This is a genomic window from Elioraea tepida (assembly GCF_019203965.1).
Taxonomy (GTDB): Bacteria; Pseudomonadota; Alphaproteobacteria; order Acetobacterales; family Acetobacteraceae; genus Elioraea_A; species Elioraea_A tepida.
The window spans coordinates 3,217,429-3,231,645 of the sequence record NZ_CP076448.1; the positions used below are offsets into that span (position 1 = coordinate 3,217,429).

A 14,217-nucleotide genomic window follows, 5' to 3' on the forward strand; every position below is an offset into this window, starting at 1 on the left:
CCGGCGAGCCGGGGCGTGCCGCGCCCGGATTCCCGGGGCCTCGAACGGCGGCGGAGAATGTCGGGAGCCGCCGGGCTTGGCAACCGCGCGCGGGGTCAACAGAGCGCGGGCCGGCTCAGCGCGGGGCGACGACCCGGGCCCCGCGAAGCGTGTTGTTGAGGTAGAACTCGTCGCGGGGGAAGAGGTCGGTGTTGATCTCGTCCAGGTCGCCGCGCGGCGTCTCAGGGCCCCACACCCGCACCTCCTCGGCGAACAGGGCCGGGAATTCGGCCGGGTCGACTCCCCCCGCGCGCCGCGCCCATTCGACAAAGGCGGGCTCCTGGAGACGCGCGAGCAGCCCCTCGCGGTCGAACGGGATCGGCCGATCCGAGCCGATCACGATCGAGATGGGGAGAAGCATCAGCACGTGCGGGAAGGCCTTCAGGAAGCTGCGCGCCACCCGCTCGGTCGGCGCCCACTGGACGAAGAGGCCCCCCGGCTTGAGGCTCTCGCGCACAAGCGAGAGGAACTCCACCGAGTAGAGCATGCCTGAGTGCGAGGTCTGCGGCAGGATGGCATCTGCCTCGATCACGTCGTAGCGGGCGCCGGAGGCGAAGATCTCGCGCCGCCCGTCACCCACCGCGAGGGTGAAGCGCGGGTCGGTCACGAGCGCCGCGAGCGCGCTCGCTGGCCGTGTCGCGGCGTAGTCGCGGATCACCTCATAGACGGGCGCGATCAGCTCGACGGCGCGGATGTGTCGGGTTGCCGGGTTCCAGCCGGCGGCGAAGGGCGTGCCGCCTGAGCCGGACCCGATCACGAGCACATCCTCCGGGTTCGGGTGCAAGGCGGGCCCGATGGCACCGAGGAAGTAGTGGTGCGGCCAGAACGGCACCTGGCTCTGGGTGTGGCCCGTGATGAACATCGGCCCCGCGTCGCCCTTGAGCCGCAGCACGACCACGCCCGAGCGGTCCTCCGCCACGATCGCCGTCTGGTCGGCCTTGACGCCGTGGATCCGGCTCCACCAGGCGACATTGCCCGGGAAGAGGGCAATCGCCGCCGCAAGGCAGAGGGCGAGCGCCCGCCCGGCTGTATCGCGCACGCCGCTACGGGCGGCGAGGACGAGCCACAGGAGGAGCATCGCCAGCGCGAGCAGCCCCACCGCCCGCGCCGTTCCCGCCGTTCCGAAGAGGTGCAGAAGCACGAGCCCGCAGACCAGGCTTCCGGCCGCGTTGCCGGCGATGTTGCCGACCTGGACGAGCCCGACCCGGAACCCGACCGAGGCAAGGTCACGCTGCACCGCCTTCTGCACCACGGGAAAGCTCATCCCCAGCAGGAAGGCGGGAGGCCCGATCAGAGCCACCGCGAGTGCGGCGATCACCGCGATCTCGGCAGGGCCGTGACGGAACGTCTCCATGCCGACGAGCGCCTCGAACCAGGGGAAACCGTAGAGGGCGCGGAAGCCAAGCAGCGTGGCAAGCGCATAGAGGGCGGCCCAGGCCTGGAGATGAAAGAAGGCCACCCGCGTGTCGGCGACACGCTTCACCCACGCCGAGCCGGCGACGACGCCGAGACCGTCCGTCACCAGGAACACGCCGAGGATGAGCGAGAAGGAATAGGCGTTCGCCTGGCCGGCGATTCCGAGCACGCGCACCCAGAGGATCTCGAGCGCGATGATGAAAAAGCCGGAGAGGAAGACGAGTGTGGTCCAGGCCGGGAGTCCGAGGCTGCCCGGTTCCTTCGCGCCGATAGCAGCGGCGCGACCCGGTGCGGCGGGTGCCTGACGCGGCAGGCCGCGGAGCACCGCGACGGTCAGAAGTGCCGCCACGGCATTCAGCGCCGCGCCCACGTGGAGCGAGCGCTCGAAACCGAGGGTGCCGACGAGCCAGAAGCCGCCGACCAGGGTGCCCGCGGCCGCACCGAGGGTGTTGACGCCATAGAGCCAGCCGATCCGCCCCGCCGCCTGGTCAAGCCGGGCCACGACGGCGCGGGCGAGGAGCGGCAGCGACAGGCCCATCAGAAGCGTCGGCGCGAGCAGGCCCGCGAAGCAGACGGCGAAGATCTGCCAGCCGGCGGTCATGAGCGGCCCGAGCTCCTCCACCACCACGCCGTAGAGGAAGGGCTTCGAGAGCAGGGCGAAGACGGCGATGCCGCCCTCGCAGGCGATGAAGGCCCAGGCCGCTCGGTGTGGCGACAGCCGGTCGGCGATGACGCCGGCGAGCAGCGACCCGAGCCCGAGCCCGGCGAGGAAGGCGCCGACGACGAGCGCCGCAGTCACGGCATCGGACCCGGCGAAAAGGCCGAGCATGCGCTGCCAGATCACTTGGTAGAGCAGTGCGGCGAAGCCTGACGCGAAGAAGCCGATCGAGATCAGGCCGAACACGGGCGTGCGGCCGGTCGCCCGGGCCTCGCCCCGAACCTCGACAACACCGTGCATCGATGCCCCTGCCATCCCCCCGAAAGCGCGCTTCGCGGAGCGCCCAGGTCCTGTCAACTCCCCTTTTCCGCGGCAGCCGCGTGATTGGCCCTTGGATCGCCCGCCAAGGTGTCGGAATGAAGGCGCGCTTCGGGCCTTCGTCCGAAGCGCCGGCAGGGGAGAGCGATGGCACGGGTGAGGGTCGCGGTGATCGGGGCGGGCCATTTCGGCCGGTTCCACGCGCAGAAGGTGGCGGCCGCGGCAGGGGCCGTTCTCGTCGGCATCCATGACCGGCATCCGGAGCGTGCGGCTGCCGTTGCCGCCGAGCTCGGCGCCCCCGCCCTTGCCTCGGCCTCTGACGCGATCGAGGCGTCGGAGGCGGTGATCGTCGCCACCTCCACCCCGTCGCACCATGAGATTGCCGCCGCGGCGTTCGACGCGGGCCGGCATGTGCTCGTCGAGAAGCCGATGACGGCGACTCTTGCCGAGGCCGATGACCTGATCGCGCGCGCGGCGAGGGCGGGGCGCGTGCTCCAGGTCGGGCATCTCGAGCGGTTCTCGGCGGCGCGCGGGGCGCTCGCGCGCCACGTCTCGCGCCCCCTCGTGATGGAATGCGTCCGGGTCTCGCCGTTCCGGCCGAGGGGGCTCGATGTGTCGGTCGTACTCGACCTGATGATCCACGACATCGACCTCGTGCTTATGCTCGCTCAGGCCGCCCCCGTCTCGGTGGAGGCGACCGGCGCGACCGTGATGTCGGATCGGATCGATGTCGCGCTGGCGCGCCTTGCCTTCGCCGACGGCCGGGCCGCCTCCCTCAGCGCGAGCCGGATCGCTCCCGGCACGACGCGCACGCTCCGCGTCGCGGGGGTGGACGGCACGCTCGAGGCAGACCTTGTCGCCCGCACGCTGAGGCGTTTCCAGGTCGCGGACGGGTCGGTCTCTGAGGAGAGCTGGACGGAGGCCGACAGCCTCGCCGCGCAGCTCGAGGGGTTCCTCGCGGCGGTGCGTGGCGAGGCGCCGCCGCGTGTCGACGGCAGGGCGGGCCGGGCGGCGCTTGCCATCGCGCTCGAGATCGAGGCGCGGATCGCCGAGGCGCAGGCCTCAGCACGCGCCGCCGGGCTGCTCGAGACGCTCTAGGATCGCCTCTGCCGCCGCCTCCGAGGGCGCGCGGCCACCCGGGGCGGCGAGGGCGGCGCGCACCTCCGCACAGGCCCGGCGCTGCGCCGCCGCTGCGGCGTGATCGGTCAGAAGCGTGGTGACCGCCGCGGCGAGTGCCTCCGGCGTGGCGTTCTCCTGCAAGAGTTCCGGCACCGCCGGCTCGGTGGCGAGCAGGTTGACGAGCGAGGCGTGACGCACCCTGACGAGCCGACGCACGATCGCAACCGTCAGCCTGTTGCCGCGCCAGGCCACCACCTGCGGCACGCCGGCGAGCGCGACCTCGAGCGAGGAGGTGCCCGATTTCACGAGCGCCGCGGCGGCGGCGGCGAGCGCATCGCGCTTGCCCTGGTCGTCATCGACCACCGGGACGCCCGGCCATGCTCGGGCGATCCGCTCTTTGTGGCGGGGAAGGGAGAGAGCGACGGGAACGAGGCCGGGGACGCGGGTGCGAAGCCGCTCGAGCGCGGCGCCGAAGAGCGGCAGGTGCCGCGCGAGCTCGCCCTGTCGGCTTCCGGGCATGACGGCGAGAACTCTCGCCCCCTCGGCGAGGCCGTGCCGTCTCCGGAACGACTCCCCGTCCCCGGGCACCGCGCCCTCGAGGACAGGGTGGCCGACGAACCGCGCCTCGATCCCCGCGCTCGCGAAGAACGCGGGCTCGAAGGGCAGAAGGCAAAGGAGACGGTCGACCCGCGCGGCGATCTTCCGCACCCGGCCCGGACGCCAGGCCCAGACCTGCGGCGCGACGTAGTGGACCACGCGCACGCCCTTCCGCCGCACGCGCCCGGCGAGGCGAAGGGCGAAGGACGGCGCATCGATCGTGACGAGAACGTCGGGGCGTTTGGCGAGGATGTCGGCCTCCGCTTCGCCAAGGCGCCTGATCAGCCGCGGCAGGGAGGGCAGAACCTCGGCAAGCCCCATCAGCGCGAGCTCCTCCATCGGGAAGAGGGAGGCGAGCCCCTGCTCGGCCATCCGCGGCCCGCCGATCCCGGCGAAGCGCACACCCGGCCGACGCGCCGCGAGCGACGCCATCAGCCGCCCGCCGAGCACATCGCCGGAGGCCTCTCCCGCGACGAGGTAGATCAGCGTCATGCGGCGAGCAGGGCGCGTACCGCGGCCTCGAGCGCATCCGCCACCGCGAAGAGCTCGGCGAGCTCGACATGTTCGTCCGCGCCGCCCATACCGTGCGGGGTAGGCCCGAACACGGCGGTGGGGATGCCGAACAGGCGGAACAGCCGCGCATCGGAGCCGCCCACCCTAAGGTTGAGAACGGGGCGGCGGCCGAGCACCGCTTCCGCCGCACACGCGAGGGCCTCGAACAGGGGATGGTCGGGTGGTGTGACGGTCGGCTCCCAGGCGACATCGACGCTGAGCGTCACCCTGGGCAGGTCGGCGATCGCTGATCGTGCGGCGGCGATGACCGCCTCGGTCGTCGTCCCCGGCGGCAGACGGATATCGAGCCCTGCCTCGGCCCGCTCCGGCACGAGGTTGGTGCTCGTTCCGGCAGCGACCCGGCCGAGATTGACGGTAAGCCGCGAGAGCGTCTCCGCCTCGCCCTGACCCCCGAAGCGCTCGCTCACGTCCCGGGCGGCCGCGATCGCCCGCGCGACCTCTGCGGGCAGCGCGACCGGCAGATCGCGCAGCGCGAGGAGACGACGAACCGCCTCGACCACCAACTCTGCAGCGTTGACGCCCCGATGCACATGCGCGCCGTGCGCGGCGCGCCCCTCCGCCTGCAGCGTCAGCCACACCATGCCCTTCTCGCCGAAGCGGATCACGGCAGGGCTGCCGGCATCGACGACGATGCAGGCGTCGCCCCGCAGGGCGGGAACGGTCTCGAGCAGGAACAACGTGCCGTCGCGCCCCATGCTCTCCTCGTCGCCGGCGAGCGCGAGCACCACCTCGCCCGGCCAGTCGCGACGCCCAGCAAGCGCGGAGAGGACGGCGATCGCGGCGGCGATCCCGCCCTTCATGTCGGCAGAGCCGCGGCCGAACAGCCTGCCGTCGCGCGCCTCGGGCGCATAGGGAGGGCTCTCCCAGCGCGCCTCGTCCCCGGCCGGATAGGTGTCGAGATGGCCGGAGAGGACGATCCGCCGGCCCGGCCGTCCGCCGCGCAGCACCGCAACGAGGTTGTGCACGGGCTCGCGACGCACATGGCGCGTCACCTCCACGTCCGGGATCGCCGCGAGGATCCGCGCCGCTTCGTCGGCGACGGCACGGGTGTCGGAGGGCGGCGTCTCGGAGGGGATCGCGATCAGCGCCTTCGCCGTCTCGAGGATCAGGTCGTGATCGGTCATGCCGCCCGGGTCGGCCGCACGACGACGGGGCAGGGAGGGACCTCCTCCGGCCAGTCGGCATGGTTCAGCACCGCGCCGTCGCGCCGCACCGCATCGACCGACGCGGGGTCGAGCGTGGCGACGACGAGGCCGGGCGCGTTCTCGCCCCCCTCGGCGATGATCCCGTCATCGGGGAAGAAGCGGTCAGCGGGGCCGTAGATCCCGGCCCGCCCATGGTTCGAATCGAGGCTCTCGCACCACGGTGCTGTGCCGACGGTGGGCGCGACCGCGACCAGGCACTGGTTCTCGATCGCCCTCGCCCGCGCCGAGACGGTGACGCGCGTCGCGCCTGCCGCCGTGTCGGTCGCGGCAGGGGCGAGGATGAGCCACGCACCGGCCCGCGCCTGGGCGCGCACGAGCGGAGGGAATTCCACGTCGTAACAGACGGCGATCCCGAGCCTTCCCCACGGGGTCTCGAACACACGGGGCGGCGCGCCCGGGGCGAGCCCCCAGGCTTCGCGCTCGAACCGTGTGGGCCGGTTCTTGTCCTGCCAACCCGCGAGGCCCTCAGGCGCGACGAGGGGGCAGGCGTTGACGATGCCCAGCTCGGTTCGCAGCAACACCGTTCCGCCGGCGATCCAAAGCCGGTGTCGGGCGGCGGCACGCTCGAGCGACGCCACGAGCCGAGATGCTGCGTCTGCCGCGCGGTCGCGCTCGGCGGCCGCGCCGCCGCCGCCGGGGAAGGCCTCGGCGCAGAGAGCGTATTCGGGAAGTACGAGAAGCTCCGCCCCGGCCGCGCGCGCCTCCTCACACCACCGCTCGAGCCAGTGGGCGACCGGCTCGGCGCGAACGGGCCAGGCGAGGGTGGCGAGGCGTAGCGGACGGGTCACGGCAGCGGCGCGTCGCCGAGCGGGCGGATCCAGAAGGAGAGCTCGTGCAGGCTCTCCTCCGTGCCGCCGATCTCGCGCCACGCGAGGTGGCAGACGAGGTTCGGGTAGGGCACGTAGCCGCGCCGGCGCCAGAACCCATCAAGCGGCCGGTAGTCCGCAGGCCGAAGCGGGTCGTCATCCGGCCGCCGCACCGCGCAGAAACAGGTGTAGGCAATGCCGGGGAAGCTCGCGGCATGGGCCTCGCGCGCGTCGAAGAAGGCATGGCCGAGGCCGCGCCCGCGATAGGCCGGAAGCAGCACGCTCTCGCCAAAATAGAAGAATCGGGACGGATCGAGCCCATGGTCCTCGAACGGGGAACGGATCGCATCCGTCTCGACCGCGAGCGGCAGGCAGGTCGCAGCACCCACCACCGCCTCGCCGTCGCGCACCAGAACGATGGCCCCGCCATCGCGCGTGTAGCGGGCGAGGTAGCTCGCCTCGTAGGCGGCATCGCCGTCGTAGAGATAGGGATACTCGCGGAACACGGCGATCCTCAGCCGCGCGAGCTCCTTCAGATGCGGCAGAAGAGCGGGCCCGGTGAGGGTGTCGATTCGGAGCGTGGTGCCGTCCATGCCGCATGCTTACGAGGTGCGGTGGGGAACGGCAACGAAGCGCTTCGCGCGCCCGCGCGCCGTCACCCACCGGCGGCGAACGCCGCCTCGTTCGACGCCGCCTTCTGGAACGCCGCGATCCCCTCCTCGATCACCGACCTCGGGAGGTCGCGCACGATGAAGACGAGCCGCGAGCGCCGGTCATCCGTCCCGTCCGGGCGCTTCGGCCACGCGGGCAGACGGGCAGGGGGGTGGAACAGGTGCTGCACGCCGTGGATCGCGACCGGACGCTCCTGCCCGACGAGGTCGAGGATGCCCTTGACGCGGAGAAGGCTCTCCCCGCGCGTCACGATCAGCATCTCGAGCCAGGTGGCGAGCGCCGACCACTCGAGCGGCGTCTCGAAGGTCAGGCAGAAGGCGCTGATGCGCGAGTCGTGGCGGTTGACGTCGCGCGGGGTATCGCGCGCGCCGTGGCCATCGTGATGATGCTCGTGGCCGTGGCCGTGGTCGTGGTCGTGATGATGGTGGTGGTCTCCGCCATAGGCCTCGGCGTTCAGCCAGGCGGCGACGTCGGGGATCTTGCGGGAGGGGTCGAACAGGCCGGCGTTGAGGAGGTCGCGGGGCTCGACCGCACCCATCGTTGCCGTGATCTGGCGCGCGCCGGGATTGAGCGCGGCGAGCCGGCGCTCAAGCCGCGCGACCCGCTCGGGGCCTGCAAGATCGGCCTTGGTGATGACGATGCGGTCGGCCACGGCCGCCTGCTTCACGCTTTCGGCTTGGGAATCGAGCGTCGCCTCGCCGACAACCGCGTCCACCGTCGTGACGATCCCGTCGAGCCGGTAGCGGGACGCGATCCCGGGCTCGGCCATCAGCGTGTGCAGGATCGGGGCCGGGTCAGCGAGGCCGGTCGTCTCGATCACGACGCGATCGAACGCGATCTCGCCCGCCTCGGCCCGCTCCGCAAGGCGCCCGAGCGCCTCGACGAGATCGCCGCGCACGGTGCAGCAGAGGCAGCCCGAGGAGAGAAGCACGAGGTCGCCATCGACCCGCTCGACCAGGAGATGGTCCAGCCCCACCTCGCCGAACTCGTTGATCAGCACCGCTGTGCGGGCGAGCTCGGGGCGTCGGACCAGGGCGTTGAGCAGCGTGGTCTTGCCGCTGCCGAGGAAGCCCGTGAGCACGGTGACCGGGATCGGAAGCGTCATCGCGCGCCCCCGTAGAGCGCTTCCGGGTCGGCGAGGGGGGCGGCAATCTCGGTCACCGCTCCGTCGCGGATGGCGGTGAAGAAGCACGACCGCCGGCCGGTGTGGCAGGCGACACCGGTCTGCTCGACGAGGGCGAGCAGCGAATCCCGATCGCAATCGAGCCTGAGCTCGACCAGGCGCTGCACCTGCCCCGAGGTCTCGCCCTTGCGCCACAGCGTGCCGCGGCTTCGCGAGAAGTAGCAGACGCGCCCGGTGGCGAGAGTCTCCTCCACCGCCGCTCGGTTCATCCAGGCGAGCATCAGCACCTCGCCGGTTGCGGCGTCCTGGGCGATGATGGGCACGAGTCCGGCGCGGTCGAACCGGACGGCGTCGAGGAAGGCCTCGCGCGCTCGCTCGTGCGGTGGGGTGTAGCTGGTCACGCAGGCTCCTTCGCAGCCTTAGGAAATGATTATAATATGACACGATGACCAGCGGAACAATGACGGAAGGCTCCGAGACCGGGATTGAGGCGGCGCTCGCGCGGGCGGAGCGGCACTGCGCCGCCCGCGGGGCGCGGCTGACCAACCTTCGACGCCAAGTGCTCGCGCTGATCCTCCAAAGCCCCGTTCCGATCGGCGCCTATGCACTGCTCGACAAGCTGAAGCCGAGCCATGCCGGGGCCGCCCCGCCCACCGTCTATCGCGCTCTCGAGTTCCTTCTCAAGCATCGCCTGGTGCACCGGATCGAGCGGCTCAACGCCTTCATCGGCTGCCGTGTCGGCTGCACGGAGGCCAGCGCAGCGCAGGGGCACGAGGAGCACGGGCATGCCCATGCGGCGCAGTTCCTGATCTGCCGCCGCTGCGGCCGCGTCGAGGAGATCGAGGACGAGGCGGTCGGCCGCGCGCTCGCTGCCGCTGCGCGCTGCGCGGGATTTGCGCCCGAGCATGCGACGGTCGAGATCGAGGGCACCTGCTCCTCCTGCCGCGCAGGCTGAGAGCGCGCCCGCCACGGCGCACGCCGCGTGTCGAGGCCGTTGCGCGAGCGGCCGGCCGCGCCGAAGGCTGTGGACGATGCCGCGCCGACGAGCGGCGAAGGGGCGGCAGCCGACGGGGGCCGCCCGCCAGCCTTCCTCGCCTCACCCTCTGTGGTGGCGCAGGACGGACAACCCCGCCTCGAGGTCAGCGATCAGGTCGGCCGTGTCCTCGAGCCCGATGTGCAGCCGCACCGCTGGCCCGCCGAGGTCGCCCGAGGTCGCGGTGCGGGTGATGAACCCCGTGGTGGGGAGGGCGAGGCTCTCATAGCCGCCCCAGGAGGCGCCGATCCCGAACAGGGTCAGGCTGTCGACGAAGGCCCAAGTGTCCTCGACGCTGAACTCGGGGCGGAACACCACGCCGAACAAAGAGCACGCTCCCGTGAAGTCGCGCTTCCAGAGCTCATGCCCGGGCGCTCCCGGGAGGGCAGGGTAGAGGACCTTAAGCACTTCCGGCCGGGACGCGAGCCAGGACGCGACCTCGAGCGCGGTCGCCGCCTGCCGCGCAAGCCGAACCGGCATGGTGCGCACGCCGCGCAGCGCGAGCCAGCAATCATCCGGCGAGGCGTACTGCCCGAGCTGCAGCGCGGCGGAGCGAAGCGTCCGCCAATCCTCCTCGGTGTTGACCGTGATCGCGCCGAGCAGCACGTCGGAGTGCCCCACAACGTACTTGGTGAGCGCCTGGATCGAGACATCGACGCCGTGGCGGAACGGCTGGAAGTGGTGGATGCCCCAGGTGTTGTCCATCAGCACCTTTGCCCCGCGCGCATGGGCGGCGCGAGCGATCGCGGGGATGTCCTGAACCTCGAAGGTGTGGCTGCCCGGGCTTTCGGTGTAGACCACCCGCGTGTTGGGGCGGATCAAGGCCGCGATCCCGGCCTCATCGATGCAGGGGTCGTAGTAGGTCGTCTCGATGCCGAGACGGGCGAGCATCCCGTCAGCGAAGCTTCGCGCAGGGCCGTAGACGCTGTCGGGCATCAGGAGGTGATCGCCCGCCTTGAGGAAGGCGAGGAGCGGCACCGTGACGGCGGCAAGCCCGGTCGAGACGATCTGGCACCGCCGCCCGCCCTCGATCTCGCAGATGACGTCCTCGAGCGCGTGGTGGTTCGGGCCGCCCTGGGTGCCATAGGTCAGCGCCTGGTCGAACCGCTTCGCGGCCGCCGCGCGGCGATCGGCGCAGGTGGGGTAGAGGACGGTCGAGCCGCGCACGACGGGCGGGTTGACGAAGCCGTGCACGCGCGTGCCGGCGCGGCCCGCATGGCTCATGCGGGTGAAGAAGCCGTGCGGCGTGCCGTGTCCCTTGCGTGCGCTGTCGTCAGGCATCGGATCGTGTCTCCACAGGCGTGTCGGTGCGCCCGCCCCACTCGGTCCATGACCCGTCATAGACGGCGACATCGGGAAGCCCGACCAGATGGGCGGCGAAGGCGATTGCGCAGGCGGTGACGCCGGAGCCGCAGGAGGCGATCACGGGGTGCGTGCCATCCGCCCCGGCAGCGGCGAGAAGGGCGCGCAGCTCCTCGGCTGGGCGGAACGTCGCGTCATCGTTCAGAAGTGCGAGATGGGGCAGGTTGCTCGCCCCCGGGATGTGGCCCGAGCGGAGGCCGGGCCGAGGCTCCGGCGCGGTGCCGTGGAAACGTCCCGCCGGCCGCGCGTCGACGAGCCGGGCTGTGTGCGTGGTAACGGCGCCGAGCACCGCGCGCCAGTCGGCCACGAGCCAGGGGCGGAAGGCGGGGGCGAACACGGCAGGCGGCGGTGAGGCGGGTTCCCCGCTCTCCGTCGGCCGCCCTTCGGCGATCCATTTCGGCAGGCCGCCATCGAGCACCGCGGCCGCGTCGTGCCCGAAAACGCGCATCATCCACCAGCCGCGCGCCGCCGAGGCCATGCCCTTCTGGTCGTAGAACACGACCTGGTGCGCGTTCGAGATGCCCAAGGCTTCCATCGCTGCGGCGAAGGTCGTGGGGTCGGGCAGCATGTGGGGAAGGTCGGTCGAGCGGTCAGCCACCTCGTCGATGTCGAGGTAGCGCGCGCCCGGGATCCGCCGGGCGCGGTACTCGGCCTTGCCGTCCTTCGGCTCGTTCGGCAGGTATTTGGTGATGTCGACCACCACGAGCCCCGGCTCGCCCAAGCGCTCGGCGAGCCAGGCGGTGGTGACGAGCGCGTCAGGATTCGCGTAGCCCTCAGCCATGTCCCTCAGCCCTCCAGAGCGAGCGCGATTCGTCGGTTCTGACGCCCCTTGTTCTCGATCTTCACCACCGTGACGCGCCCCACCTCCCGGGTCGAGCCGACATGGGTGCCGCCGCAGGGCTGGAGGTCGATCGGGGTTGCCTCGGGCCCGATCCGCACGAGCCGCACCCGCCCGGTGCCGCGCGGCGGCTTGACCGAGAGCGTGCGCACTAGCCCAGGGTTCGCGTCGAGCTCCTCCTCGGTGATCCAAAGCGTGCCGACCGGGTGATCCTCGGCGACGAGAGAGGCGAGCGCCGCGTTGAGCCGCTCCTTATCCGGCGGCTCGGGGAGGTCGAAATCAAGCCTGCCCTTGCCGTCGCCGATCGACCCGCCGGTCACCGCCGTCCCGGGGAGAAGGCTGCAGAGGAGATGCAGCGCCGTGTGCATGCGCATCAGCCGGTAGCGTCGCTCCCAGTCGATCTCCGCCCTGACCTCTGCACCGATCTCCGGCAGGGGTGTTCCGGGGGCGACACGGTGGAGGATCGTTCCGCCCTCTCCCTTCACCGTATCGATCACCGCGACCGCCGACCCGTCGGGCATCAGGAGCCGGCCCGTGTCCCCGGGCTGCCCGCCGCCTTGGGCGTAGAACACGGTGCGGTCGAGAACGATCCCCTCCGGCCCGGCCGACAGCACGCTGGCGGTGCAGCTCCGCAGCGTGGCGTCGTCGCGAAACAGCGGCTCCGTCTTCACCGGCCTTCCCCTTGCCGCATGTCACGCGGCCCAGGCGCGTCTCAGCCGCTCGCGATTGGCCTGAAGCCAAAAGAGAGCGAGCGCGGTGGAAATGTTGACGATCCGCCCCTCCGCGATCATCGCGAAGGCCGACTCGGCCGGCACGGCGAAGACCCTTATGTCCTCGTGCTCGTGGGCAAGCCCGGCATGGCCCGCCTCGCCGGGAGGGGCGTCCACCCTGCCCGCGAACACGGTGATCGTCTCGTCGGCCACACCCGGGCTCAACAGGAATCGGCCCGCCCGCTCGAGAGCGGTGACGGAAAGCCCCGTCTCCTCGAGCGTCTCGCGAACCGCCACCGCTTCGTCCGGCTCATCCCCGTCGGCGAGGCCGGCCGCGACCTCGACGAGCCACGGCTCGAGCCCGGCGGCGAGCGCGGGCAGGCGGAACTGTTCGATGAGCACCACGGTGTCGCGAACCGGGTCATAGGGCACGACTGCGACGGCGCGGCCGCGGCGCAACAGCTCCCAGCGCGCCGGGCCGCGCAGCTCGCCGCGGAAGCCGCGGAAGGAGAAGGACACGCGCTGAAGCGCATTGCGCCCATGCCAGAGGGTTTCGACCTCGTGGATCGTGACGCGCGGATCGGAGGGGAGGGAGAGCTCTGCCATGCGGGCGCGCACCGTAGCCGCTCGGCCCTGGCAGGGCCAGGGGGCGCGGGGATAGCATCCGGGGAGGAGAACGCCCCACCCGGTGACCGATCCCACGCCCACGCGGCAGACGGAGGCCCGAGACTCGACCGCCCGGCGCCGCGCCCGCGCCATCGCCTCCATCATTGGCGCGACCGCCATGTTCGCGTGCGCGGCGATGCTCGTGAAGCTCGTCTCATCCACCCTTCCCACAGCGGAGATCGTGCTCGCGCGCTGCGCCATCTCGCTTGCGGCCCTCACCCCCCTGCTCGCCCGCGAGGGGGGCCTGCGCGCGCTTCGGACGCGCGAGCCGTTCTGGCACGCGGTGCGCACGTTCTCGGGCTTCGGCGGCATGATCACCGCCTTCTACGGCTACGCAACCCTGCCGCTCGCTGAGGTCACGGCGCTCGGCTTCACCATGCCGATGTTCCTCACCATGCTCTCGATCCCGATCCTGGGCGAGAAGGTCGGAATCAGGCGTGCGAGCGCGATCGTGGTCGGCTTCCTCGGCGTGCTTCTGATCCTTCGCCCGTTCTCGAACGCCATCCCGCTTCTTCCAGCGCTCGTCGTCGTGTTCGGCGCGGTGTGCTGGGCAATGGCGATGATCGCGATCCGCAGGATGGGGGAGCTCGGGGAAAGCAATGTGGCGATCGTCGCCTGGTTCTCGATCGGCGGCACGGTGCTTGCCGGGGTGCTCACGATCCCGGTCTGGGTCACGCCGACGCTCGCCGAGACGGCGGCTCTCATCGGCGTGGGGCTCGCGAGCACGGTGGCGCAGCTTCTGATGACGGATGCCTATCGCCGTGGCGAGCCGACGATCGTCGCGCCGTTCGAATACACGAGCATCCTCTGGACGACGTTGATCGGCATCACGCTGTTCGGGGAGACGCCATCGCCCACGATGGCGGCGGGCGTGCTCGTGCTCGTCGCCTCCGGCCTCTACATCCTGCATCGGGAGGTGATACGCCGTCGCGAGGCGGGCGGGGCCGGGCGCTGAGGCGCCTGGGAAGCCGAGGACGGAGCACGAGCGACCCGAGAGCGAGCGGCGTCTACGGCGGGCGCTTTGGGGTGGACTCCCGACCGCCCGGCTCGAGCCGATGCGAGGCGGGACGGGTCATCGGACC

At 71.7% G+C, this 14,217-nt stretch carries 14 protein-coding genes; 3 read left to right on the forward strand and 11 right to left on the reverse strand.

The genetic code is table 11. From position 1 onward, the window contains the following. Positions 1–115 precede the first annotated feature (115 nt). Complete coding sequence (locus KO353_RS15455) at positions 116–2,413, reverse strand: fused MFS/spermidine synthase (protein WP_218285662.1); 2,298 nt, start codon at positions 2,411–2,413, stop codon at positions 116–118. A gap of 165 nt (positions 2,414–2,578) precedes the next feature. Here KO353_RS15455 and KO353_RS15460 point away from each other — a divergent pair, with 165 nt between their 5' ends. Further along, positions 2,579–3,529, forward strand: coding sequence for a Gfo/Idh/MocA family protein (locus KO353_RS15460; protein WP_218285663.1), 951 nt, complete (start codon positions 2,579–2,581; stop codon positions 3,527–3,529). Here the strand turns inward: KO353_RS15460 and lpxB are convergent. From lpxB to hisI, 6 genes are all read right to left on the reverse strand, one after another. Next, positions 3,494–4,639, reverse strand: a complete 1,146-nt coding sequence (gene lpxB, locus KO353_RS15465; RefSeq protein ID WP_218285664.1) for a lipid-A-disaccharide synthase — start codon at positions 4,637–4,639, stop codon at positions 3,494–3,496. The two genes, KO353_RS15460 and lpxB, sit on opposite strands and share 36 nt — an antisense overlap. Continuing rightward, complete coding sequence (locus KO353_RS15470) at positions 4,636–5,844, reverse strand: M20/M25/M40 family metallo-hydrolase (RefSeq protein ID WP_218285665.1); 1,209 nt, start codon at positions 5,842–5,844, stop codon at positions 4,636–4,638. Before KO353_RS15470 ends, lpxB begins: the two co-directional genes overlap by 4 nt. Continuing rightward, entirely contained in the window at positions 5,841–6,713 is an 873-nt protein-coding gene (locus tag KO353_RS15475) for a nitrilase-related carbon-nitrogen hydrolase (protein WP_218285666.1), read from the reverse strand. The genes KO353_RS15470 and KO353_RS15475 overlap by 4 nt, the downstream gene beginning before the upstream one ends. Beyond that, positions 6,710–7,324, reverse strand: a complete 615-nt coding sequence (locus tag KO353_RS15480) for a GNAT family N-acetyltransferase (RefSeq protein WP_218285667.1) — start codon at positions 7,322–7,324, stop codon at positions 6,710–6,712. The genes KO353_RS15475 and KO353_RS15480 overlap by 4 nt, the downstream gene beginning before the upstream one ends. 62 nt (positions 7,325–7,386) lie before the next feature. Next, a complete protein-coding gene (locus KO353_RS15485; RefSeq protein WP_218285668.1) occupies positions 7,387–8,508 on the reverse strand; it encodes a CobW family GTP-binding protein in 1,122 nt (373 codons plus the stop codon). Then, entirely contained in the window at positions 8,505–8,927 is a 423-nt protein-coding gene (gene hisI, locus KO353_RS15490; protein WP_218285669.1) for a phosphoribosyl-AMP cyclohydrolase, read from the reverse strand. The genes KO353_RS15485 and hisI overlap by 4 nt, the downstream gene beginning before the upstream one ends. Positions 8,928–8,971: 44 nt before the next feature. Here hisI and KO353_RS15495 point away from each other — a divergent pair, with 44 nt between their 5' ends. Further along, positions 8,972–9,481 carry a Fur family transcriptional regulator gene (locus KO353_RS15495; RefSeq protein ID WP_218285670.1) on the forward strand — a complete coding sequence of 170 codons (510 nt, stop codon included), beginning with the start codon at positions 8,972–8,974 and terminating at the stop codon, positions 9,479–9,481. A 141-nt stretch (positions 9,482–9,622) separates the two neighbouring features. On the opposite strand, the gene metC is transcribed toward KO353_RS15495, so the two are convergent. From metC to KO353_RS15515, 4 genes are read right to left on the reverse strand one after another with little or no spacing between them, the layout of a single operon-like run. After that, positions 9,623–10,840 carry a cystathionine beta-lyase gene (metC, locus tag KO353_RS15500; RefSeq protein ID WP_218285671.1) on the reverse strand — a complete coding sequence of 406 codons (1,218 nt, stop codon included), beginning with the start codon at positions 10,838–10,840 and terminating at the stop codon, positions 9,623–9,625. Then, a complete protein-coding gene (gene sseA / locus KO353_RS15505) occupies positions 10,833–11,702 on the reverse strand; it encodes a 3-mercaptopyruvate sulfurtransferase (protein WP_218285672.1) in 870 nt (289 codons plus the stop codon). The genes metC and sseA overlap by 8 nt, the downstream gene beginning before the upstream one ends. 5 nt (positions 11,703–11,707) lie before the next feature. After that, positions 11,708–12,430 carry an alanyl-tRNA editing protein gene (locus KO353_RS15510; RefSeq protein WP_218285673.1) on the reverse strand — a complete coding sequence of 241 codons (723 nt, stop codon included), beginning with the start codon at positions 12,428–12,430 and terminating at the stop codon, positions 11,708–11,710. A 21-nt stretch (positions 12,431–12,451) separates the two neighbouring features. Beyond that, the gene (locus KO353_RS15515) at positions 12,452–13,075 is read right to left on the reverse strand and encodes an NUDIX domain-containing protein (RefSeq protein ID WP_218285674.1); all 624 of its coding nucleotides are present in this window, start codon (positions 13,073–13,075) and stop codon (positions 12,452–12,454) included. Positions 13,076–13,157: 82 nt separating this feature from the next. Here KO353_RS15515 and KO353_RS15520 point away from each other — a divergent pair, with 82 nt between their 5' ends. Then, a complete protein-coding gene (locus tag KO353_RS15520; protein WP_235691924.1) occupies positions 13,158–14,090 on the forward strand; it encodes a DMT family transporter in 933 nt (310 codons plus the stop codon). The last annotated feature ends 127 nt before the right edge of the window (positions 14,091–14,217 follow it).